The 22,220-nt window shown below is 52.2% G+C and carries 17 protein-coding genes; 5 read left to right on the plus strand and 12 right to left on the minus strand.

What is annotated here, in order from left to right; all coding sequences use genetic code 11:
- Window positions 1-69: 69 nt before the first annotated feature.
- Complete coding sequence (gene cysT / locus ACFO3I_RS14920; protein WP_377335234.1) at window positions 70-912, plus strand: sulfate ABC transporter permease subunit CysT; 843 nt, start codon at window positions 70-72, stop codon at window positions 910-912.
- Window positions 909-1,841, plus strand: a complete 933-nt coding sequence (gene cysW / locus ACFO3I_RS14925; RefSeq protein ID WP_377335236.1) for a sulfate ABC transporter permease subunit CysW — start codon at window positions 909-911, stop codon at window positions 1,839-1,841. The genes cysT and cysW overlap by 4 nt, the downstream gene beginning before the upstream one ends.
- Before the next feature lie 130 nt (window positions 1,842-1,971).
- On the opposite strand, the gene ACFO3I_RS14930 is transcribed toward cysW, so the two are convergent.
- The 3 genes from ACFO3I_RS14930 to ACFO3I_RS14940 form a co-directional block, all read right to left on the minus strand.
- Window positions 1,972-3,828, minus strand: coding sequence for a putative bifunctional diguanylate cyclase/phosphodiesterase (locus tag ACFO3I_RS14930; protein WP_377335238.1), 1,857 nt, complete (start codon window positions 3,826-3,828; stop codon window positions 1,972-1,974).
- 130 nt (window positions 3,829-3,958) lie between these two features.
- Window positions 3,959-5,008, minus strand: a complete 1,050-nt coding sequence (locus ACFO3I_RS14935) for a sulfate/molybdate ABC transporter ATP-binding protein (protein WP_377335240.1) — start codon at window positions 5,006-5,008, stop codon at window positions 3,959-3,961.
- A gap of 89 nt (window positions 5,009-5,097) precedes the next feature.
- A complete protein-coding gene (locus tag ACFO3I_RS14940) occupies window positions 5,098-5,265 on the minus strand; it encodes a YezD family protein (protein ID WP_377335242.1) in 168 nt (55 codons plus the stop codon).
- A gap of 195 nt (window positions 5,266-5,460) precedes the next feature.
- Here ACFO3I_RS14940 and ACFO3I_RS14945 point away from each other — a divergent pair, with 195 nt between their 5' ends.
- The gene (locus tag ACFO3I_RS14945) at window positions 5,461-6,354 is read left to right on the plus strand and encodes a LysR family transcriptional regulator (protein WP_377335244.1); all 894 of its coding nucleotides are present in this window, start codon (window positions 5,461-5,463) and stop codon (window positions 6,352-6,354) included.
- An 83-nt stretch (window positions 6,355-6,437) separates the two neighbouring features.
- On the opposite strand, the gene ACFO3I_RS14950 is transcribed toward ACFO3I_RS14945, so the two are convergent.
- Window positions 6,438-8,570, minus strand: coding sequence for a TonB-dependent siderophore receptor (locus ACFO3I_RS14950; protein ID WP_377335246.1), 2,133 nt, complete (start codon window positions 8,568-8,570; stop codon window positions 6,438-6,440).
- Window positions 8,571-8,859: 289 nt separating this feature from the next.
- Here ACFO3I_RS14950 and ACFO3I_RS14955 point away from each other — a divergent pair, with 289 nt between their 5' ends.
- Window positions 8,860-11,889, plus strand: a complete 3,030-nt coding sequence (locus ACFO3I_RS14955) for a di-heme oxidoredictase family protein (protein ID WP_377335248.1) — start codon at window positions 8,860-8,862, stop codon at window positions 11,887-11,889.
- Window positions 11,890-11,981: 92 nt separating this feature from the next.
- Here the strand turns inward: ACFO3I_RS14955 and rraB are convergent, their stop codons facing one another.
- The 8 genes from rraB to nudF all read right to left on the minus strand — a co-directional run bounded on the left by rraB (window position 11,982) and on the right by nudF (window position 20,508).
- Window positions 11,982-12,374, minus strand: coding sequence for a ribonuclease E inhibitor RraB (gene rraB, locus ACFO3I_RS14960; RefSeq protein ID WP_377335250.1), 393 nt, complete (start codon window positions 12,372-12,374; stop codon window positions 11,982-11,984).
- A 4-nt stretch (window positions 12,375-12,378) separates the two neighbouring features.
- Window positions 12,379-13,119 carry a 1-acylglycerol-3-phosphate O-acyltransferase gene (locus ACFO3I_RS14965; RefSeq protein WP_377335252.1) on the minus strand — a complete coding sequence of 247 codons (741 nt, stop codon included), beginning with the start codon at window positions 13,117-13,119 and terminating at the stop codon, window positions 12,379-12,381.
- 88 nt (window positions 13,120-13,207) lie between these two features.
- Complete coding sequence (gene parC, locus ACFO3I_RS14970) at window positions 13,208-15,463, minus strand: DNA topoisomerase IV subunit A (RefSeq protein WP_377335254.1); 2,256 nt, start codon at window positions 15,461-15,463, stop codon at window positions 13,208-13,210.
- Window positions 15,460-16,872 (minus strand): tetratricopeptide repeat protein, encoded by a 1,413-nt coding sequence (locus ACFO3I_RS14975; RefSeq protein WP_377335256.1) that lies wholly within the window; start codon window positions 16,870-16,872, stop codon window positions 15,460-15,462. Before ACFO3I_RS14975 ends, parC begins: the two co-directional genes overlap by 4 nt.
- 16 nt (window positions 16,873-16,888) lie before the next feature.
- The gene (parE, locus tag ACFO3I_RS14980) at window positions 16,889-18,781 is read right to left on the minus strand and encodes a DNA topoisomerase IV subunit B (protein WP_377335258.1); all 1,893 of its coding nucleotides are present in this window, start codon (window positions 18,779-18,781) and stop codon (window positions 16,889-16,891) included.
- Window positions 18,782-18,825: 44 nt separating this feature from the next.
- Window positions 18,826-19,392, minus strand: a complete 567-nt coding sequence (locus tag ACFO3I_RS14985) for a YqiA/YcfP family alpha/beta fold hydrolase (protein WP_377335260.1) — start codon at window positions 19,390-19,392, stop codon at window positions 18,826-18,828.
- A gap of 32 nt (window positions 19,393-19,424) precedes the next feature.
- Window positions 19,425-19,874: a DUF1249 domain-containing protein gene (locus ACFO3I_RS14990; RefSeq protein WP_377335262.1), complete on the minus strand. Its 450-nt coding sequence runs from the start codon at window positions 19,872-19,874 to the stop codon at window positions 19,425-19,427.
- A gap of 1 nt (window position 19,875) precedes the next feature.
- A complete protein-coding gene (nudF, locus tag ACFO3I_RS14995; protein WP_377335264.1) occupies window positions 19,876-20,508 on the minus strand; it encodes an ADP-ribose diphosphatase in 633 nt (210 codons plus the stop codon).
- A gap of 117 nt (window positions 20,509-20,625) precedes the next feature.
- Here nudF and tolC point away from each other — a divergent pair, with 117 nt between their 5' ends.
- Entirely contained in the window at window positions 20,626-21,972 is a 1,347-nt protein-coding gene (gene tolC, locus ACFO3I_RS15000) for an outer membrane channel protein TolC (protein WP_377335266.1), read from the plus strand.
- Window positions 21,973-22,220: the final 248 nt, after the last annotated feature.

A 22,220-nucleotide genomic window follows, 5' to 3' on the forward strand; every position in this document is an offset into this window, starting at 1 on the left:
ACCCATAACCAGGGTCCAGTGCTGATTCGATGACCTCGGTCAGCACTTTTTGCCTTACAGGAGAGAAATGTGAATTTAGTGCGCAAGAACCGACGACAGGTATTGCCGGGCTTAGGATTATCACTTGGTTTTTCGGTGTTCTATCTGTCCTTAATTGTACTGATCCCACTGGCCGCTTTGGTGGCGAAAGCGGCCAGTCTCAGCCTGAGTGAATTCTGGGCCGTGATTGCCAGCCCCAGAGCCATTGCCAGTTACCAACTGACCTTTGGCGCGTCATTACTCGCTGCTACCGTCAATCTGGTGTTTGGTTTACTGGTGGCCTGGGTGCTGGTGCGTTATCAGTTTCCAGGCAAAAAAGTGCTGGATGCACTGGTCGATTTGCCTTTTGCCCTACCCACCGCCGTAGCGGGTATTGCGCTGACGGCGATTTATGCACCCAATGGCTGGATAGGCCAACACTTGGCGGCCTTTGGTATTAAATCAGCCTATAGTCCGCTGGGGGTGACCATAGCGCTGATTTTTATCGGCCTGCCCTTTGTGGTGCGCACTGTGCAGCCTGTGCTGACCGATCTGGAAAAAGAGCTGGAAGAAGCTGCTGCCAGCTTGGGAGCCAGTCGCTTCCAGACCTTCAGGCGTATTTTGTTACCCGCATTGTTGCCGTCCCTGTTGACCGGTTTTGCCTTGGCTTTTGCCCGAGCAGTCGGTGAATACGGTTCTGTGGTGTTTATCAGCGGCAATATGCCGATGAAAACCGAAATTACCCCCTTGCTGATTATGACCCGGCTGGAGCAGTTCGATTACGCCGGAGCCGCGGCACTTGGCACTGTGATGTTACTGTTGTCGTTTTTGTTATTGCTGCTGATTAATGCGCTGCAGCACTGGAGCAACCACAGAGCAGGAGCCAAAGCATGAGCAGTGCCGGTAATCAAAGTTTCAAAACTGCGCAGCATAGCCTGCCCATTCCGGCCGAACGGGTGAAACAAGCCACCTCTGAACCTCTTTGGGTACGACTGCTACTGATCAGTCTGGCCCTGGCCTTTCTCACTTTGTTTTTGTTACTGCCGCTGGTGATTGTGTTTGGCGAAGCTTTTGCCAAAGGCACTGAAGTTTATCTGGCTTCTATTACCGAACCCGCCGCTTTGCATGCCATTCAATTGACTTTGCTGGCCGCGGCCATTGCGGTGCCAAGTAATTTAGTGTTTGGCCTCGCGGCCAGCTGGGCCATTGCCAAATTTCAGTTCCGTGGCCGGCAGTTGCTGCTGACGCTGATTGATTTACCCATCGCGGTTTCGCCGGTGATTGTCGGTCTGAGCCTAATGTTGCTATTTGGTGCCCAAGGCTATCTCGGCCCCTGGCTGCAGCAACAGGATATTCAGCTGATGTTTGCCGTGCCCGGCATTGTGCTGGCCACCATTTTTATTACCTTCCCTTTCATTGCCCGTGAGCTGATTCCTCTGATGCAGGTGCAAGGCAAAGAGCAGGAAGAAGCCGCGCTCACCCTGGGGGCCAGTGGCTGGCAAACCTTTTTCCGTGTCACCTTGCCTTCGGTGAAATGGGCACTGCTGTATGGCGTTATTCTGGCCAATGCCCGTGCTATGGGGGAATTTGGTGCAGTCAGTGTGGTGTCCGGCAAAATTCGCGAACAAACCAATACCATGCCGCTGCATATTGAAATTCTGTATAACGAATACCAGTTTGCCGCTGCTTTTGCGGTGTCTTCGTTACTGGCATTACTGGCACTTGTCACTTTGGTGTTGAAAAGCCTGCTGGAGTGGCAAAACCGGCATGAGAAGAATGAGTTACCATATTCCAAAAGTGAATATAAATTAAATTTACACTAACATTTTAATCTATTAAATTAACTCTGTAGCGCAAGGTTCCCCACCTGCTCTATCCTTGTCCTGTTGATTGAGTCTTTATGCTTAACCGCATCAGACGCCCCGGTAACCTAATTCGTTCCGGGGCTTTTTTTCAGCTATGTTTTTCAATCAATTCAGGGGTCAGTAATTGCCAAAGCTGTTCTGCCGTCACTGGTTTAGACCACAAATAACCTTGCGCCGAGTCACACTGCATTTGGCTTAGCAAACTGGCCACTTCGGGTAATTCCACGCCCTCCGCCACCACAACCAGACCCAAGCTGTGTGCCAGCTGGATCATGCCGCTGACTAAAGCTTGATCCCGGATAGAACTATTCAGTTGCAGAATAAAGGACTGGTCAATTTTCAGGGTTGCTGCCTGAAACTTACTCAGATAATGCAGGTTGGAATACCCAGTGCCAAAGTCATCAATGGCCAGTTTAACGCCGGTAGCCATTAATTGTGTCAGTTGCTGTTGCACCTGATACTGCTCGTCCATCAGCATCGACTCGGTCAGTTCCAGCTCCAATAACTCAGCAGGTAAGCCGGTTTCGGCCAACACAGCCGCCACCTGCTCCGGCAGTTGACCAGAGCGGAACTGGCGGGCTGACAAATTCACTGCCACTACCAGCGACTGACCCGCCTGATGCCACTGGACAGCCTGCAGACAGGCTTGCCGGATCACCCAGAGTCCGAGGCTGTCAATCAGACCGGTCTCTTCGGCCACCGGAATAAAATGTTGTGGACCAACCCAACCTAGCTCAGGGTGACGCCAACGAAGTAACGCCTCTACGCCATTCAACCGGCCCGAGCTTAATTCATATTTTGGCTGGTAATGCAGCTCCAACTGCTGCTCCCGCACAGCCTGGCGCAAATCAGTAATTAATTTCAGCGTATCAGTCTGATGCTGCTGCCATTCCTGTTTGTACAGCAGGTAGGTGTTGCGGCCTGCGTCTTTGGCTTTGTACATGGCCTGATCGGCCATCCGGCACAGCTGATTAAAGTCATGCTGCGTTGCCGATGAAAAAGCCACACCGACAGATGCTGACAGCTGAATACTGTATTCCTCAACCAAAATGGGCTGTTGCAGACTGCTTAGCAGGTTATCCAGCCGGCCAAACAGTGCTGATTCGTCGACAGTGCACAGCACCAGCACAAATTCATCCCCACCAAAACGACAGGCAATTTCGTCTGGCTGTAACAACTGGCGCAAACGGCCTGCGACTGCAGCCAGCACCTGGTCACCCACACTGTGGCCCAAAGAATCATTCACCGGCTTGAACTGATCCAAGTCCAGCAAGACGATAGCCAAATCCACCTTTTGCTGATGCCACTGCTCAAAGCGCTGTCGGGCAAAGTCACGCTGAGCCAGCCCGGTCAGCCGATCCGTCTGCGCCAGATGCAAAATGGTTTGATGAGATTCCTGCACACGTTGGTTCTCATCAGACAACTCATTTAATAAAGTGCGGAAATCCTGTGCCACCATCCGCACCGCAAAACCACAGACGGCAAACAGCATAGCCAGGGTGATAATGGTCTGCCAGCGCACTGGTCCTATTGCAGTCAGGTTTTGTTGCCACCAGTCCACAGTGGCTAATGAACAGCAAAACAGCAACATAAACACCACCAGGCTCAGGTACAGCCTGGGCCCGGCAAACAATGCAGCAAACATCAGGATCATTGGGTAACAGATAATCAGTGGATCATGTATGCCTTTGTTGAGCAGTAATAAACCACTGATTGCAATAGTTAAAGTCCACAGCAACCAGCTATTGGCTTTTTCATAGGCATCACTTTTTAACCAGAGAAACACAGGCAACATCAAGGCCGCGACTAAGGTCAGCCAGACGGCTGAACGGGGACCGGATAACAGGGCGCCGCAGGCCACGCTGAGAAAACAGACCCAAATCACCTGACGCAGTCGCTGCTGCTGGCGCTGACTGTGCAGATACACCCCGGATTGGTGCGCCATAGAGGATAACCCTTCATTTACCGCTATAGCCGCAACATTATTGCAGTTTTTGCAGATTTAAAAGAGTTGTTTAGAAAAATCAGTCAGCCAGCAGCATTCTGATTACATTCATGTGCAGCCGTAAATTTTGTCAGATCCCCTCCCCTAAAAAGATCCGGCTTTGTTGTGGCTTCAGCCAGACCTGTTGCCTTGGGCTCAGCCCTAATCGCTTAAAGTTGTCTTTGGCTAGTTCCACCTGGATCAGTTGCTGATTGTCCTGCGCCACAAAGTCGAGCCGCACCGATGGGCCAACTACGGTAATCAAGTCCACTTCTGCGGCAATGCTGTCAGGGTCGGCTTGCAGCAACACCTCAATTTCATGTGGCCTGACATAGGCCAGCGTATCCTGCTGCTGGGTTTCAGGCGCAGCCACTGTGCTCAACTGTACTCCACCAGGCCGGATTCTGGCATGGAACAGATTGACGTTGCCCAGGAACTCCAACACAAAAGGATTCACCGGGTTGTCGTACACTTGTTCGGGTGAACCTTGCTGCTCAATGCGGCCTTTGTTCATCACCACAATCTGATCGGCGACTTCCAGCGCTTCTTCCTGATCGTGCGTGACAAATACGCTGGTGACATGAATTTCATCATGCAGTCGGCGTAACCAGCGCCGCAGTTCTGCGCGAACTTTGGCGTCCAGTGCGCCAAAGGGTTCATCCAGCAGTAACACCTTCGGCTCCACCGCCAGCGCCCGGGCCAGTGCAATACGCTGACGCTGGCCACCCGACAACTGTGACGGGTAACGGTCTGCAGTCCAATCCAATTGCACCAGCTCCAGCAACTGCATCACTTTACGCCGAATTTCCGCCGCTGCAGGCCGCTGTTTTTTTGGTTTAACCGTCAGGCCAAAAGCCACGTTTTCATACACTGTCATCTGCTTAAACAGCGCATAATGCTGAAAGACAAAACCGACACCACGCTGTGACACATGGCGCTCGCTAATGTCCTGCCCATGAAACCAGACCTGGCCACTGTCGGCTTGTTCCAACCCGGCAATAATACGCAGCAAACTGGTTTTTCCCGAACCGGACGGCCCTAAAAGCGCGGTGAGCTGGCCTGTGCCTATGTTCAGGTTCACGTTGTCGACAGCGACAAAATCGCCAAATTTTTTCTGAATGTTCTGTAATTGAATGCTCATATCAGTTCTCAGCAACAGGCTGTTTGCCTTGCCTTATCAAACCTCAGAGCCGGTGGTCCGGTATGCTGAAGACCGAAAAGAAGGGACTATTAAGAAGCGGGTTTATCCAGCCGCAGTTTTTCGGTTTTCTCCAGTTGCACCAGCTTGCCCTGGTGAAACACCAGCTCGATAGAACCGAACTCCACTTTACCGACCAGCCGTTCCAGCTTGTCCAGTAACTGTGTCAGTACATCAGGCTGCAGATCTTTTTGTGCCATACGAAGGATCCCAACTTTGTTTGCGATGTACGCATTACAGCAGAGCTGTTAAATAACCTAAAGTATTATTTAGAAGAAAAGTTATAACTAAATGAGATAAAAAATAACTTTTCACCGCAGACTTACACACTGCTGCTGGGCATAAATGAATAAAAGTGGTATTAAATTAGAAAACCATGAGCAGAATTCATTTAAATGCTGGAACGTCACCATTTAGCCATAGTGCGGGCGGTCGAAGAACTCGGTTCTTTAACTGCCGCCGCCAGTCAGCTCTGTCTGACTCAATCAGCGCTCAGTCATAGCATGCGCAAACTGGAACAACAGCTGGGAACCGATATCTGGTTACGGGAAGGCCGCAGCCTGAAACTCACCCAGGCTGGCCACTACCTGCTGGCCGTCGCTAATCGTTTACTGCCTCAGCTGACTCACGCCGAAGAACGTCTGCGCCAGTTTGCCAGTGGCGAGCGGGGCACTTTGCGTATTGGTATGGAATGTCACCCCTGTTACCAGTGGCTGCTGAAACTGGTCTCCCCCTTCCTGCAGGCCTGGCCTTACATTGATGTAGACGTGAAACAGAAGTTTCAGTTCAGCGGCCTGGCGGCTTTGTTTGGTTATGAAATTGATCTGCTGGTGACGCCAGATCCAGTGTTTAAACAAGGCCTGCATTATCAGCCGGTGTTTGATTACGAACTGGTGCTGGCGGTTAGCCGCGACCACAAGTTGGCAAATCAGCAGTCGATCCAACCAGCACAGCTCAGTACAGAAACTCTGATCACCTACCCGGTGCCCACAGACCGGCTGGATATTTACAACCAGTTTCTGACCCCGGCCGGCATTCTGCCAAAACAGCATAAGCCGATAGAAAACACCGAAATTATGCTGCAGATGGTAGCCAATAACAGAGGTGTCGCAGCCTTACCGCGCTGGCTGGTCGATGAACAAAGCCAAAACTTTGCCGTGCTGCCGGTTCGGCTTGGTGCCGAAGGTATCCAGAAACAAATTTTTTTGGGTGTCCGTGAAGCCGACCTGGATATCGATTACCTACGCGCTTTTACCGAACTTGCCCAGCAGTTTAAATTGCCTGACTAAAAGCCTGCACTCCGCCAATCTTTTGGGGTCAGGTCTTGAATTTTGCATTGCAATGCAAAATTCAAGACCTGACCCCGACGGGATTAATAATTCCAGTGCAAAGTCAGGCTGTAGTTCGTTGGCGAGCCGTAGAAAGCCTGCTCAGTACGCACTGAACTTAAGTATTTCTCATCACTGATATTGTCCAGGTTCAGGCCAAGCGACAGCTGGTCGTTAAAGCGGTACTGCACATAACCGCCAAACAGCGCATAACTGTCTTGAGTAATGCGGCCATAACCAGAGGTAAAGTAGGTTTCACTTTGCCAGCGCACAGAGACACCTGCATTAAGTTTGTCGGCCCAGGCCGGTGCATAATCAGCCAGCAACTTCAGGGTACGACGCGGAATAAAAGTACGGGCTTCGTCGCCATTTTCATCGTCCATAGTGAGCGCCGTGAAACCGCCCTGCAAAGTCCATTCGTCGCTGATTGGGCCTGACACTTCCAGCTCAATACCATTCGAATCGACAGTCACGCCTTTGTAGATGGCATAGTTAAAGTCGTCTGAGTAGTCGTCATCGTCTACACCGTCACCATCACCGTATTCAACAAACTCGTACAGGTTTTCCTGTTCTGTGCGGAACAGCGCCAGCGTGACCAGCAATTTATTATCAAATTGTTTTTTCAGACCCATCTCAAGGCTGCTGCCTTGTGCAGAGCCCAGCGGCTGAAGATCTTCATTTAAATAGTACTGAGGCTGGTAAATATCACTGTAGCTGCCGTACAGATTCAAGCCGTCCGCCAGCTCCCAGGTAAAGCCTACATAAGGGCTGCTGCCATCTTCTGTGGTGGAGGTGGATGCGCCCCAGGATTCGCCTTCGTTTTCATAATCAACCAGGCTGGCACCCAATACCAGGTCAAAGTTTGACGTCAGCGCCAGTTGCAGCGAGCCATAAACCCGGTTCAGGCTGACGTCGGTAAAGCCCGCTTCATAAGGCGCCGCCCACTCTGGTCTTGCCACCTCTTTACCTGTCCAGGGCAACGCTGGCATCACATCAAAACCACTGAGCGCTCCATAATCCAGATCGCTGGTTTCTGCGTCAGCCAGACTAACGCCGAAGTTAAACTTATGCTCCAGATCCCAGGCCACAAAGGAGCCTTGCAGGGTGTTGTCCCAAATCAGCGTTTTATCATCGGCTGAGAATTTGCCTGGGTAACCCAACATACCTAAGCCTGTTTCCGGGTCCATGCCGGTATTGGAATAGGTGTAAAACAACTCAGATTGCTCTTCGTACTTGATATGGTTCAGTTTGCTGGTGAAATTCAGGTTTTCGTTGATGAACCAGCTCAGTTCCGCAAACGCTGTGTTATTTAACGTATCCCAATAAGACCAGTCCATCGCAGAGCTGACAGAGCGGGAAAAATCAACTTGGGTGCCGTCTGAGTAAATCAGTGGCACTGCGCCCCAGGTGACGCCATTGCTGTTGTTATCCTGATAGGTGTAACCAAAGGTCAGCGCTACAGAATCGCTCAGTTGACCGTCCACCACGCCATACAGCACAGTACGGTTGTTGCCGTACAAGTCTAACCAGCTTTCTTTGTCCTGATGTACCACGACCGCCCTGGCAGCCCAGCTGCCTGAGTCGGTTAATGGCGTCGAGACATCAGCCACAGCCCGCATATTCGACCAACGGCCATAACTCAGGTCCACACTGCCTTCGGTCTCGTTTTTCGGTCGTTTTCTGACGTAATTGACTGTGCCTGACGGGTTACCCAGACCCGTGATCAGGCCATTCGAGCCACGGATAAACTCAATTTTTTCGTAAATGGCCGTATCTAAATCGCCAACAAAAATATCACCAAAAGGAATGCCTGAACCGTCGATATGCATACTGCTGATATCAAAACCACGGGAGTTAAAGTAGGTCCGGTCGGTTTCGCTTTGATCCACATTGATACCAGTCACGTGTTTGAACAAGCTGTTGATATCACTCAGACCATAATCAGCAATAGTGTCCTGTTCAATAATCGACAGCGACTGCGGTGTATCAAAACTATCCAGACCTAAACCCGTAGCACCAGAACTAACACGCTGGATCCGGCTTTCGACAATACGGATCACTTCAACACTGTCTTCATTGGCCTGGTTGCCTTGCGCATCTGCCACTTCTGCGGCATGGGCATGCAACCCAAACGCCAGCATGACAGGAGAAAGAGCAAAGATGGGTTTACTGATCATGAAGTCCTCTGTTTATCTAAAATGTGGATAAAAGTTCTTATTTATCATACCAAACAAAAGACTGATAATGATAGTAATTATCATTCACCAAACAAATCTTTACCTCTCACAAATAAATACAATTTGGCCTTCACCACTGTTTCACACTGGCCGCTTTATCATAAAGCTGGCGTCTGCTTTCAAGCCCACTTCTGTTTGAAACAAGGCTCTGCAAAACACTTAACTGGCAGATCAGCACACTAAACAAGCACTGATACGTCTGTTTAACTCGATCACCAAAGGAGATGTTATGGACTCGCATACCAGAACCACAGGCCGCATCGCCAACTACTTAGGGGGGCAACCCCTGAGTAGGGGCTTGCTGGCCATCCTGCTGTTGTCTGCTGGCGCCGCATCAGCCGACGAGCAAAATCTGGCGCTTAACAAAAAAGTGACCGCCAGTACTGAACTAAGGCGGGCGAAACTGGCCGTTGATGGTGACAGCAACAGCCGCTGGGAGTCCGTCCACAAAGTTGCGCCAAGCTGGCTGGCGGTAGACCTGGGCAGCATCAGTCATATCAGCCAGGTGCAGATTGACTGGGAAGATGCCAACGCAGAAATCTACGAGCTACAGGGCTCGGATGACAACGAACACTGGACCACAGTCTCCACCCAAACTGGCGGCCAAAAGGGTAACAGAACTGACAGTATCGAGCTGGATGTCAAGCTGCGCTACCTGCGTATTTTTGCCACTAAACATGCAGCCCATAACGGCTATGGTTTTTCCATCTGGGAATTGCGGGTGCTCGGCACTGAGGGTGAAACGCAAGCCCCACCAGCAGACGTGCCACCGGCGGGTAGTATCAATCTGGCCAAGGGCAAAACCAGTTATGCCAGCAGCCACTTGCAGTCTTCAAGCAGAGCAGTCGACGGCAATGCCGACAGTCGCTGGGAATCTGAGCACAGTGAAACCTCAGCCTGGTTGTCAGTGGATCTCGGCTCCGTCAGCCCGATCCAGCAAGTGGCCATTCATTGGGAGGCTGCCAATGCCGCCGCTTATCAAATTCAGGGCTCGCTGGATAACAGTCAGTGGAGCACCCTCGCCAGCCCTTATATTGATGAGTTCGGTAACAGAACTGACCGCTTCGATTTAAGTGCAAGCTACCGCTACCTGCGAGTACTGGCACAAAGCCGCAGTTCAGGCAATGCCTGGGGCTATTCCATCCGGGAGCTGGAAGTGTTTGGGCCCGAAGCTGAACCTACAGATCCAACAGAGCCTCCTGAGCCAACAGACCCAGGCACTCCGACTGAACCCGAACCAGAGCCAGTGCCTTTACCTGAGGGCGCCCTGCCACTGTTTCCGGCCAACACCGAAGTGATTGAAAAAATTCAGTACAAAGAAGCTGACGGCACCCTGGTGACCCTGATGGGGGCCCGCCCGACAGAGCGCCATGCCCGTGAACGGGGAGAAGCCTGGGATGCGCCGGATCAAGGCCCCGGTCGTTACCTGACCTTCCCGCCTTTTTATTTCCAAAACCGCACCTTTGGTCTGGAAATTCGCGACAGTATTCCAGCCGGTGGCAACAGCATAGAAGTCTGGCTGCATGTGAACGAAGGCAGCTTCCGCGGCACCACCTTTAGCCTGTTCCGCAATATTGAAAACCCGGACGTACGTGATTTTGGCTGGTCATTGAATTATGGCTTCAATAATCCGAACGAAGACGGTCAGCCTTTGTGTCACGCTGGCAAACGCGAATGCATGATGAGCTTTAACTCCAACTGGCGCACCAGCCCCCATAGCCCGTTAAAAGTTGGCGACAAAATAGAGCTGGCGCCAGCGCCACGGCTGCTGACTCCGGTGATCGATGGTGGTGGTGAGCGTTATTACTCCTTCGAGCAGCTGTATATAGTTGGTGTTGGCTTACGCCCCTGGTATGGTGTGGTACCGAACCTGGATTCAGAGCCTCTGCCTGAGCATACCTTGCTCGGCGGCGAAACCAGTGTGTCGTACAACTACTCGGAAGAGCCGTTCCGTATGTTCCAGCAAATGGCCAATAACATCGGCATTGGCAATACCATGCGCTTTGTTAAAGGACGCCGCTTGTTCCACAGCTCATTTTTGTCCGGTATTCACTCCGAATCGCCGACCCAGAACCCGGTTTTTACCGAACACCAGAATCAACTGGGACCAAGGTACAACAATGAACGCTGTATTGGTTGTCACCTGAATAACGGCCGCAGCCTGACCTTGCAGCCTGGTAAAACGCTGGAGACCTATTCGGTCTTTACCGGAACCATGCAAAACAACCAGCTACTGCCAGACCCTGTCTATGGCCTGAATATTCAAAGCAAAAGCCGCGATCCTCAGGCAGCAGACTTTAATGTCTACCTGACGGGCTACCAGACGGAGCTGCGAACCTTAGCGGACGGCAGCCAGGTCGAGCTGCAAAAGCCACTGTACGAGTTTAAAGGTCCGGTGCCTGAGCTCTACTCGGTGCGTCAGGCCCCTCAGGTCATCGGCATGGGGCTGCTGGAAGCCATCCCTGAACAAGCCATTCTGGCCAACGTCGATATTAATGATGCCAATGGCGACGGTGTCAAAGGCGTGGCGCATTGGGTACAAAACCCGGAAACCGGTGCCCGTCAGCTGGGACGTTTTGGCTGGAAAGCGACCAAAATATCAGCCCGTCATCAGGCCGCTGAAGCTCTGCTGCAGGACATGGGGGTGACCAGCCCGGTGTATCCGCAGCGTTCTTGCCAGAAAGCCGCCAACGACTGCCAGCAGTCCACCGGCAGCAGCGCGGTTTCAGAAACTGAATTGCAGCAATTAAGCCAGTATCTGGGGTTGTTAGGGGTACCGGCCCAGCGCAGCTTACGCAGTGGCTATCCGGCTGGCATCCGTGTCTCACCAGAACACGATGTGAACCCTGAACTTATTCAGCAAGGCAAGCAGCTCTTTGTGCAAAGCCAGTGTGTCGCCTGCCATACCGCCAGTTTTACCACAGGCAATAACCATCCATTGGCTGAACTGCGCAATCAGAAGATCCAGCCGTACAGCGATTTATTGCTGCATGACATGGGGCCAGGTCTGGCGGATACCTTGCCACAAGGCGATGCCAGCGCCTCCATGTGGCGTACCGCGCCCTTGTGGGGCCTGGGCAGTCTGAGTTATGTGCAAGGCGGCGCAGACAACGTACGTTACCTGCATGATGGCCGTGCCCGTACTCTGGACGAAGCCATTTTGTGGCATGGCGGTGAAGCAACGCAAAGCCGTAGTCTGTATGAGCAGTTGACTGCTGAGCAGCGAGCAGCCGTCAAAACCTTCCTGAACTCACTTTGAGCGACAGTATGTGAAAAAGCCCGCTCGTTAGCGGGCTCAAAGCAAAAAACCGCCTTAGGGCGGTTTTTTATCAGACGTGATGGCCGTCACTGTCAGTGACGCGGCTCGTCGTCCTCTTCTTCGTCATCGAAGTCGTCATCGCCTTCTTCGCCACCTTCAAAGTAGGTGCCCCAGCCGTCATAATCGACACCAAACTTTTGTGCCAGCTGGTCCAGTTTGACTGCGTCTGCAGTAATAGTATCTGCATCCAGTGACTGTTCACGAATGGCATCAAATACCCAGGCACTGCCGCCTTCTTCAAATTCCACTTCTTCGGCGTCCGTTACTTCAAAACCCAGTTTGAATACTTCCACCGCCAGCTTTTCCAGCTTGGTAAAATCTTCATGGTAAAAATGGTGCTCAATCGTGTATTCCGCATCCGGATCGCTGCCATCTTCCATTAATGCGGCAATGGTGTCTTCAGCAAATTCTTTCCAGTTTTCCATGAGGTTATCCCGTAACAGTGACAGAACCGGCAGTGTAGTCGCTTGCCAGTTCGCTATCAAGCGCTGTCAGAGTGTCCTGCATTTGCTGACGCACAGTATCCATCAGCTCACGCACTGGTTGCTCTGCCGAGGCTGGCACCGGGGCTAACATTTGAATAATCACTTTGCCGTTATTCCATTTATTCAGCCGGACTTTATGGGTGCTGCTCATCACCACCGGCACCACAGGCACGCCAGCTTGCTGGGCAATATGGAAAGCACCGGTTTTAAATGGCAACAAGCCACGGCCATAACTGCGGGTGCCTTCAGGGAACACCCAGACCGAGACTTTATCCTGCTGAATATGGTCCACAGCACCCTGCATGGTGCCCACTGCTTTACTGCGGTTGGCGCGGTCAATCAGGATATTACCGGCCAGCCAGTACAGCTGCCCAAAAAATGGGATCCACTTCAGGCTCTTTTTGCCAATGGTCACTGTGCCAGGTAATAAAGAACCCGACAGGGTAAACAAGTCATAACTGTTTTGGTGATTCGCCACAAAGACACAAGGCATGGCATCGCGAATGCCTTCGGCACGACGAATTTCGACCTGCATGCCAAAAATCCGTGCAGCCCAGCCGTACCAATGAGCGAAGCGGGCGGTGTTGGGAGGATAAAAAGGTTTGATCAGGCAGATAGCTAAACCCACGACGGCGGTCAACACAATAAATACGGCGATCAATACTAAACGAATCACAGCTAACACAATAAAAAGGCCCTTGTCATTGCAAGGGCCCGAGTATAGCGGTTTCAACCGCTTAGTCTGGTTTGATCTGTCGCGATCAGGCAGTCAACTACTCCACTTCTCCAACTAACAACTCATCAATACGCTGCAGGCCACGTGGCAATTTGTTCCCACGACGGCCACGCTCGCCCAGATAATGCTGCAAATCATCGGCTTTGATGGTCATTTTGCGTTTGCCTGCCACCAGAGTCACCGCGCTTTGCTGTGGCACCACAGCCAGCAACTTGACATACTCTTCGCGGCTGGCTGCTCGGGCCGATGGGATCGAAATAATCTTATTGCCTTTGCCTTTAGACAGTTGCGGCAGCTCCGACAGCGGAAACACCAGCATACGGCCTTCGGTGCTAATCGCCACCACCAAATCGGTGTCAGCATTTTTAATGGCGACCGGCGGCAATACTTTAGCACCAGTAGGCAAGGTCAACACCGCTTTACCAGCTTTGTTACGGCTGACCAGGTCGACAAAGGTACCGACAAAACCATAACCGGCGTCACTGGCCAGCAGCAGTTTCTGCGCATCTTCGGCCATCAACACATGCTCAAAGCTCTCCCCTGCTACTATGGCAAACCGGCCAGACAAGGGTTCGCCCTGACCGCGGGCCGACGGTAAATCATGGGCTTCACAGGCAAAACTGCGGCCGGAAGAATCCAGAAAGGCCGCTTGCTGGTTACTGCGGCCTATTGCCGCCGCGCGGAAACCGTCACCGGCTTTGTACTGCAGGCTGTTGCCGTCCACATCATGACCTTTGGCACAACGCACCCAACCTTTTTCCGACAACACCACAGTCACCGGTTCGCTTGGCAGCAGCTCTTTTTCGCTCAAAGCCTTGGCTTCAGTACGCATCACAATAGGGCTACGACGCTCGTCGCCGTATTTTTCTGCATCGGCCATCAGCTCATCGCGAATAAGTTTGGTCAGCTTTTTCTCAGAGCCTAAAACACCTTCGAGGTACAGCCGCTCTTTTTCCAGCTCGGCCTGTTCACCGCGAATTTTCATCTCTTCCAGTTTGGCCAGATGACGCAGCTTCAACTCTAAAATCGCCTCAGCCTGACGTTCGGTAATGCCAAAATGGCTCATCAGTACCGGCTTGGGTTCATCGTTTTCGCGAATAATGCGGATCACTTCATCAATATTGAGGAAGGCAATCAACAAACCTTCCAACACATGCAGGCGGTCCAGCACTTTGTTTAACCGGTACTGCAGACGCTTGCGCACTGTATCGCGGCGGAAGGTCAGCCATTCGGTCAGAATTTCCACCAGGCCTTTTACCCGCGGCCGCAAATCCAAACCAAGAATATTCAGGTTCACCCGGTAGCTTTTCTCCAGATCGGTGGTGGCGAACAGATGCGCCATTAATGGCTCCACCTCGACCCGGTTCGACCGCGGCACAATGACAATTCGGGTTGGGTTTTCATGGTCCGATTCATCGCGCAGGTCCGACACCATAGGCAGCTTTTTCGCGTTCATCTGCGCGGCAATTTGCTCCAGCACTTTCGAACCAGAGGCCTGATGCGGCAACGCGGTGATCACGATGTCACCGTCTTCAATCTGGTAGACAGCCCGCATTTTGACGCTGCCACGGCCGGTTTCATACATCGCCTGAATTTCATGTGCCGGGCTGATGATCTCCGCGTCCGTCGGATAATCCGGGCCCTGAATGTACTGCATCAGATCCGGCACTGTCGCCTTGGGGTTGTCCAGCAACAGGGCCGCTGCATTGGCGACTTCACGCACATTATGAGGCGGAATATCGGTTGCCATCCCCACAGCAATACCGGTAATGCCGTTCAACAGAATATGCGGCAACCGCGAGGGTAAGACTTTGGGTTCATCCAGCGTGCCGTCAAAGTTCGGTACCCAGTCGGTGGTGCCCTGGCCCAGCTCGGACAGCAGCACTTCGCTGAAGCGGGATAACTTGGCTTCGGTGTAACGCATCGCAGCAAAGGATTTCGGATCGTCCGGCGCCCCCCAGTTACCCTGACCATCGACCAGCGGGTAACGGTAAGAAAACGGCTGCGCCATCAACACCATGGCTTCGTAGCAGGCGCTGTCGCCATGTGGGTGGAACTTACCCAATACGTCACCGACGGTACGGGCGGATTTTTTGTATTTCGCCAGATGCGATAAGCCCAGTTCAGACATCGCATAGACGATACGGCGCTGCACCGGTTTCAGGCCGTCACCAATATGAGGTAAGGCCCGGTCCATAATGACGTACATCGAATAATTCAGGTACGCCTCTTCGGTAAAACGGCGTAGCGGCAGCTGCTCGACGCCGTCGGCAGAAATCTGGATATCTGTCATTTGCTGTTTCCGTGCTCAGAGCGCTGAGCCGTCAGCTGCTGTTGCCGCCGGGTCAGTTGCCATAATAATAAAATAAGTAAAATCAGCGTGGTAAAGCCGAAAATGGTGATCCACAGCCATTGGATCTGGCGGTTACGTTCCACTTCCTGCAAACGCATGGCTTTGAGTTCATTGTCTTTGGCCAGCAATTCGTTGGCCGCCGCCTGACGCTCCACGTCAAACGCCAGCCGCAACCGTTCCACCGACAGTTCATGTTCTTTGTTACGCAGCTTACGGTAACCGGTGTAAAACTCGTCCAGATGCTGATAAGCCTGCTGATAACGACCTAAATCCGCTTCCAGCTTGGCTTTTAACCGCAGCATCCCCAGCCGGCTGGACTGGTTCTGGTTGTTCTCCCCTTGCGCTAATGCCTGTTCTGCCTGCTCAAGTTGCTGACTCGCCAGCGATATTTGCCCCAGGTCGCGTGAAATCATCGCTCGCTCCAAATGGTGCATCGCATTCTGATAGGTCGACTGCAAAGCCGGCAGATACTGTTCTGCTTTTTCGATGTAAGCCAGAGCGGCGTCAGTTTTGTCACTGCTGCGGCTGGTCGACGCCAGCCCCAGATACGCGAAGTACAGATTGACCTTGTCGTTTTGCGCTTTGGCCAGCTGCAGCAGTTCGTCGTAGTACTGCATCGACAAGGCATAATCTTCCGCCTGGCTGTAACTGGTCGCCAGATTAAACAACACATCCAATTGCTCTTTCTGAAAGCCCAGTTTTTTATAGCTGGCCAATGCCTGCTGCATAAACTGGCGCGCATCACGATCAAAACCCAAAGTCAGATACAGCAAACCCAGTTCTGAATTCACATAGGCTTGGGTTTCTTCATCCTTCAGCTGAGCAGCCTGTTCATAGCAGGCTTTCAGCAACTGCAAGGCGTCCTGGTATTTTTCGTCCGCTGAGTAAATAGCGGCAATATTGATGTCGGCTTCAATCGCCAGCTTTTGCAGCCCCAGTTGCCTGGCCAGTTCTGAGGCTTGCTGATACTGCTGCATGGCTTGCTGGTACTGGCCCTGCATTTCGCGGGCAAAGCCCAGATTATTCCAAAACTCCACCGTCAGCTCTGTACGCTCGTCAGCCAACAATTCCAGTGCCCGCTCAGCCACCTGTTGCTGCTGTTGGTATTTTTCCAGGCTTTCAAAAATGTCGGCCTGCTGCAGCAGGTACTGCAATTGCACAGCCCGGTCCCAGCTGGCAAATTCAGTCTGGTGTTGCTGTAACAAGTGCAGCATCGCGTCAGGTTGCTGCGCTTTTTGTTGCCGCACCTGGCTCAGCCAGTCTGGCTCCTGCGCGGCCAATGGCACACTTAGCAGCATTAAAAAGCTCAGCACAGCTCCCCATAACCTGGGGTATTGTTGTTGTGTCATCTCTTCTATGCTTCCTTTAAGCCAGAACTGCTCTGTCTCCTTTCAGTTCCAGCCAGTCTTTGCGATCGGTCGCACGCTTTTTCGCCAACAGCATATCCATGGTTTCCAGCGTCTGTGTCACGTCATCAATGGTCAGTTGCACCAGACGTCTGGTATTCGGGTCCATGGTGGTTTCCCGTAACTGCAGTGGGTTCATTTCACCCAAACCTTTAAAGCGTTGCACGTTGATTTTGCCGCGTTTTTTCTCCGCTTCCAGCCGCTCAAGAATGCCGTTTTTCTCGTCTTCATCCAGTGCGTAATACACCTCTTTGCCACAGTCGATACGGTACAAAGGCGGCATCGCCACATACACGTGGCCAGCCTGCACCAGCGGGCGGAAATGCTGCATAAAGAGCGCACACAGCAAGGTTGCAATGTGCAGACCGTCGGAGTCGGCGTCAGCCAGAATACAAATTTTTCCATAGCGCAGCTGGCTTAAATCTGCACTGTTTGGGTCCATGCCAATAGCGACAGAAATGTCATGCACTTCCTGCGAACCCAGAATTTGTTCGGATTCCACTTCCCAGGTGTTGAGGATTTTACCGCGCAGCGGCATCACGGCCTGAAACTCTCTGTCACGCGCTTGTTTGGCAGACCCCCCTGCAGAATCCCCTTCCACCAGGAAGAGTTCGGTACGGTTTAAATCCTGCGCACTGCAGTCAGCCAGTTTGCCGGGCAAGGCCGGGCCCGCCGTCACTTTCTTCCGCACCACCTTAGTGGCAGCTTTTAAGCGTTTCTGTGCGTTGCTGATACAAAAAGCCGCCAGCTGCTCAGCGATGTCAGTGTGCTCGTTCAGCCATAAGCTAAAGGCATCTTTGACCACGCCGGTCACAAAAGCGGCGCTTTGGCGCGACGACAGTTTTTCTTTGGTCTGGCCGGCAAACTGCGGCTCCTGCATTTTCAGCGAAAGAATATAAGCACAGCGATCCCAGACATCTTCCGGTGTCAGTTTGATACCACGCGGTAACAGGTTGCGGAATTCACAGAAATCGCGCAGTGCTTCCAGTAAGCCCTGGCGCAAGCCATTAACGTGAGTACCGCCCTGCGCGGTTGGGATCAGGTTGACATAGCTTTCGGTGACCAGCTCGCCACCTTCCGGCAACCACAGCACGGCCCATTCCACCGCTTCGGTTTTTGCATTGAAATTGCCGACAAAAGGGCTTTCCGGTAGCGCGACCATTTCTTTGACGGCATCGGCTAAATAATCTTTGATCCCAGCCTGATAACACCACTGGTAGCTTTGCTCATTGACCTTGTCATCAAACTTAATGGTGAGTCCGGGGCAGAGCACTGCTTTGGCTTTGAGCACATGCAGCAGCCGGCTGACCGAAAACTTTGCTGAATCAAAATACTGAGGTGCAGGCCAGAACCGTACCCGGGTGCCGGTATTGCGTTTACCTACAGTGCCGGTAATGGCGAGCTCTGACACTTTATTGCCATGTTCAAAGGCAATTTCATAAACATTGCCGTCGCGGCGCACCGCCACTTCGACCCGGCCAGATAAGGCGTTCACCACAGAAATACCGACGCCGTGCAGACCACCGGAGAATTGATAGTTTTTATTGGAGAACTTGCCACCAGCATGCAAACGGCAGAGGATTAGTTCAACACCGCTAACCCCTTCTTCCGGGTGAATATCGACCGGCATACCTCGACCATTGTCGATGACTTCCAATGATTGGTCAGCGTGCAAAATGACGTGCACTGTATCGGCATGGCCAGCCAGCGCTTCGTCGACGCTGTTGTCGATGACTTCCTGCCCCAGGTGATTGGGTCTGGTGGTGTCGGTGTACATCCCAGGACGGCGCTGCACCGGCTCAAGGCCCGTCAGCACCTCAATGGAATCGGCGTTGTATTGACTCTCAGTCATAACAGGCTTCAGCTCTCAAAATAACTGTATTAACAAACAGTGTTTTACGCGAATTGGCAAAACTTGACAATAGCAGGCAGATAATTGGCGTAACCGACAAAGCTATGGTCGCCGCCCTGCACGGTTTCAATCTGACAGCCCTGATACCAGTGCTCGGCCTTACGGTAATCCAGCACTTCATCACCGCTTTGCAGCAACACCAGGTAACGGTCAGGTTGGGTGGGTTGCCTTTCCAGCACACGCAATTTCGGCATTTGCTCTGCATTCACCAAAAAATCCTGCTGCAACACCGAGTGGCGATAGACACCAAAATGCTGGCTGAGTAACTGGTCAGGCTGCACCGCCGGGTTGACGAGCACAGCAAGGCAGCCATAACGCTCTGCCACCCAGGTTGCCAGAAAGCCCCCCAAAGAACTGCCAATCACCGCATCCGGCCGACGGCCGTCCAGCGCCAGTTCAATAGCCGCAATCGCTTCGTCTGGCGTATAAGGTAAGTCCGGGGTCAGCAGCTGCACTTGCGGCAATTGTGCGGCAAAATAGTCGCGGGTTTGCACCGCTTTTTCGGATAACGAAGAGCTGGCGAAGCCATGCAGGTATAAGGCAAGTTTCATCGATGTGTCCGGTTCTAAAGCGCGAAGTTTAATCAGGCCAGCAATTCGGTGGTCTGATAGCCGCGGCGCGCACACAGCTTCAACCAGTCACGCAGCAGCAGGTTAATTTGTACTTTTTCGTCGGGCAGCAGCATATCCACATTGGGATAGCTATAGACAGCCCGCAGCTGACGAACATGCTGGCAAGCCAGCACTTCGGCCATACGGGCGTCGTGATAGAGCCGCACCTCAAATTGAGGGTGGAACCAGGGTTTACTCTGCTCTTTGAGCAATTCAATCCGCACTGTCACTGTGTATTTGCAGCGCTCCAGCACTTCCACCCGGTAACTTTCGCTGGCACTGATATGGATAAGGTGTTGCTCACCTTGCCGCTCGGTACGTGGCAGGAAAAAACGCAGCTGCGCATAATTGCGCTCGCACAGACTGAGAAAGTCTGGCAAGTAAGGCACATATTTTTTGCGTGCAAGCTGCAATTGGTTCACTTTAGCTCCAGTTTTCAATCACCTGCCTGAGGTTCAGCGTCAACCATTGTAACGCAATCACCGTAGCGGCATTGTCTATTTTTCCGGCCTTCAGTAACAGCATAGCGTCTGAACGTTGCAGTAAATGGACTTTAATATCTTCATTTTCATCGGCCAGACCATAGACCCCAGCCACCTCCCGCTGCGCAAGGCGCGCCAGTAACAAATGAATGCGTTCGGTGCTGCCTCCCGGGCTGCTCTGATAGCTCAGCATAGGCAAGAACTGCTCCAGTACCAGACCGGCTTCTTCTTCGGCTTCGCGCTGGGCCACCTGCTCTGTGCTTTCACCGGCTTCAATCATGCCCGCTATGGCTTCCAGCAACCAGGGGCCATTCGGGTTATCCAAGGCCCCGACGCGGAATTGTTCGATCAGCACCAGCTCATCTGTTTGTGGGTTGTAGGGTAACACCACCACCGCATGGCCCCGTTCAAACAACTCACGCTGAAATACGCCACTGTGGCCGCCATTAAACAGCGCGTGGCGGATTTTGTACTGGTCAATCCGGAAAAAACCCTGAAAAACTGTCTGCCTGTCGACAACCTCAACATCGGCCCTGGAAAAGAATGGATAATTTTCCGGCTTGAAATCAGTCATTTGAGATCTCACATTCTGTTACACTTGAGCGTACATCTTTTACGCTTTATTTCGTTACCTGCTCCGTTTTCACAGAGTATGATGACATCACTTTCGCTAAATAATGGAATTTAGTTTATGAAAAAGACCCTGTTGAGCACTGTCATCGCGACCACTCTGGCGCTGTTGAGTGTGCAGGCGAACGCCGAAAATTTGCAAACCATTTATCAGCTGGCCACCAAAAAGGATCCGCAGGTACTGAAAGCGGCGGCAACCCGTGATGCAGCCAAAGCCGCCATTGATGTCAGCAAAGCCAGCCTGCTGCCTCAAATTGGTTTCAGCGCCAGTGCCAACAAGTCAATTGGTGATCAGTACAATTCTGAAACCGGCACCCAATACAAAGCAGAAAGCACCTCGACCAGCGCAGGCATTGCTTTGCGTCAGTCAGTGTTTGACTGGAGCAACTGGGAAAACCTAGAAATCTCTGAAAAAGTAGCACTGCAAAGCCAGACGGCTTACAACGCGACCGTCCAGGCGCTGATTGTGCGTGTGTCTCAGGCGTACTTTGATGTGTTGTCAGCCGACGACGATTTAAGTTTTGTCGTAGCCGAAAAACGCGCCATTGAGCGTCAGCTGGAACAAACCAAACAACGCTTCGCGGTCGGTTTAACGGCTATTACTGACGTGCACGAAGCACAAGCGCAGTTTGACAGCGCTGTGGCCAGCGAAATTGCCGCACAAAACTCACTGGAAATCGCCCGAGAATACCTGCGTGAAATTACCGGTGAATACCATTCCCAGCTGGATACACTGAATACCAGCCGCTTTGCCCCGTCTCAGCCTAACCCAGCCAGTCCACAGGATTGGGTGCAACTGGCGCAGGACAACAACCTGGAGCTGAAAGTCCGCAAACTGTCGGTGGAGATTGCTGAGCACAATATCAATGTAGCGGAATCAGGCCATTACCCGACGGTGGACTTCACCGCTCAAACCGGGTTTAGCGACAGCAAAAGCAAAAACCGGGACACCGACATCACTTTTAATTCACCAAAAGCCGACAGCAGCTCAGTAGGCCTGGAACTGTCCGTGCCAATCTACTCTGGCGGTGCCACCTCAGCCAATGAAGCGGTAAAACGTGCCAATTATGTGGAAGCCTCCGAAGATCTGGAACTGAGCTACCGCAGTGTGGTGCGTCAAGTTCGCAGCAACTACAACAATGTGGGTTCGTTAATCTCCAGCACCAAAGCATTGCAGCAAGCGGTGGTTTCAGCCGAATCAGCACTGAAAGCCACTGAAGCTGGTTTTGAAGTGGGTACCCGGACTATCGTCGACGTACTGCAAAGCACCCGTAACCTGTTCAACGCTCGCCGCAACCTGTCCAAAGCCCGTTATGACTATATTTTGTCGATCCTGGCGCTGAAGCAGGCCGCCGGCACTCTGACTGAAGAAGATTTGTTTACCGTCAACAAAGCGTTGGGTAACTAAATTTTATTAACAAGATCAAGGGGCTAGGCAGCCCCTTGATCTTGTTGCTAACCATGCATTTCAGCTTGTTTCTCCACCTTAATTTCATCTCCATTCTTTGCCTGTCAGATTGACAACATTACCTCCAACAGATACAAAGAATTGCACCCTAAATAACTGTTCCAATTAGTAGATCACTTGTAGGCGGGAACTCAATGCGGTTTGAGCGATCTGATCAGTCGCCAAACAACACAAACCATCAACCGCAT

It is taken from the genome of Rheinheimera marina (genome assembly GCF_042654345.1).
Taxonomy (GTDB): Bacteria; Pseudomonadota; Gammaproteobacteria; order Enterobacterales; family Alteromonadaceae; genus Pararheinheimera; species Pararheinheimera marina.

Excerpts from the sequence above, each read along its gene's own strand:
- cysW (WP_377335236.1), top strand. The coding sequence starts at position 909 with ATGAGCAGTGCCGGTAATCAAAGTTTCAAAACTGCGCAGCATAGCCTG.
- ACFO3I_RS14930 (WP_377335238.1), bottom strand. The coding sequence starts at position 3,828 with ATGGCGCACCAATCCGGGGTGTATCTGCACAGTCAGCGCCAGCAGCAG.
- ACFO3I_RS14935 (WP_377335240.1), bottom strand. The coding sequence starts at position 5,008 with ATGAGCATTCAATTACAGAACATTCAGAAAAAATTTGGCGATTTTGTC.
- ACFO3I_RS14940 (WP_377335242.1), bottom strand. The coding sequence starts at position 5,265 with ATGGCACAAAAAGATCTGCAGCCTGATGTACTGACACAGTTACTGGAC.
- ACFO3I_RS14945 (WP_377335244.1), top strand. The coding sequence starts at position 5,461 with ATGCTGGAACGTCACCATTTAGCCATAGTGCGGGCGGTCGAAGAACTC.
- ACFO3I_RS14950 (WP_377335246.1), bottom strand. The coding sequence starts at position 8,570 with ATGATCAGTAAACCCATCTTTGCTCTTTCTCCTGTCATGCTGGCGTTT.
- ACFO3I_RS14955 (WP_377335248.1), top strand. The coding sequence starts at position 8,860 with ATGGACTCGCATACCAGAACCACAGGCCGCATCGCCAACTACTTAGGG.
- rraB (WP_377335250.1), bottom strand. The coding sequence starts at position 12,374 with ATGGAAAACTGGAAAGAATTTGCTGAAGACACCATTGCCGCATTAATG.
- parC (WP_377335254.1), bottom strand. The coding sequence starts at position 15,463 with ATGACAGATATCCAGATTTCTGCCGACGGCGTCGAGCAGCTGCCGCTA.
- ACFO3I_RS14975 (WP_377335256.1), bottom strand. The coding sequence starts at position 16,872 with ATGACACAACAACAATACCCCAGGTTATGGGGAGCTGTGCTGAGCTTT.
- parE (WP_377335258.1), bottom strand. The coding sequence starts at position 18,781 with ATGACTGAGAGTCAATACAACGCCGATTCCATTGAGGTGCTGACGGGC.
- ACFO3I_RS14985 (WP_377335260.1), bottom strand. The coding sequence starts at position 19,392 with ATGAAACTTGCCTTATACCTGCATGGCTTCGCCAGCTCTTCGTTATCC.
- nudF (WP_377335264.1), bottom strand. The coding sequence starts at position 20,508 with ATGACTGATTTCAAGCCGGAAAATTATCCATTCTTTTCCAGGGCCGAT.
- tolC (WP_377335266.1), top strand. The coding sequence starts at position 20,626 with ATGAAAAAGACCCTGTTGAGCACTGTCATCGCGACCACTCTGGCGCTG.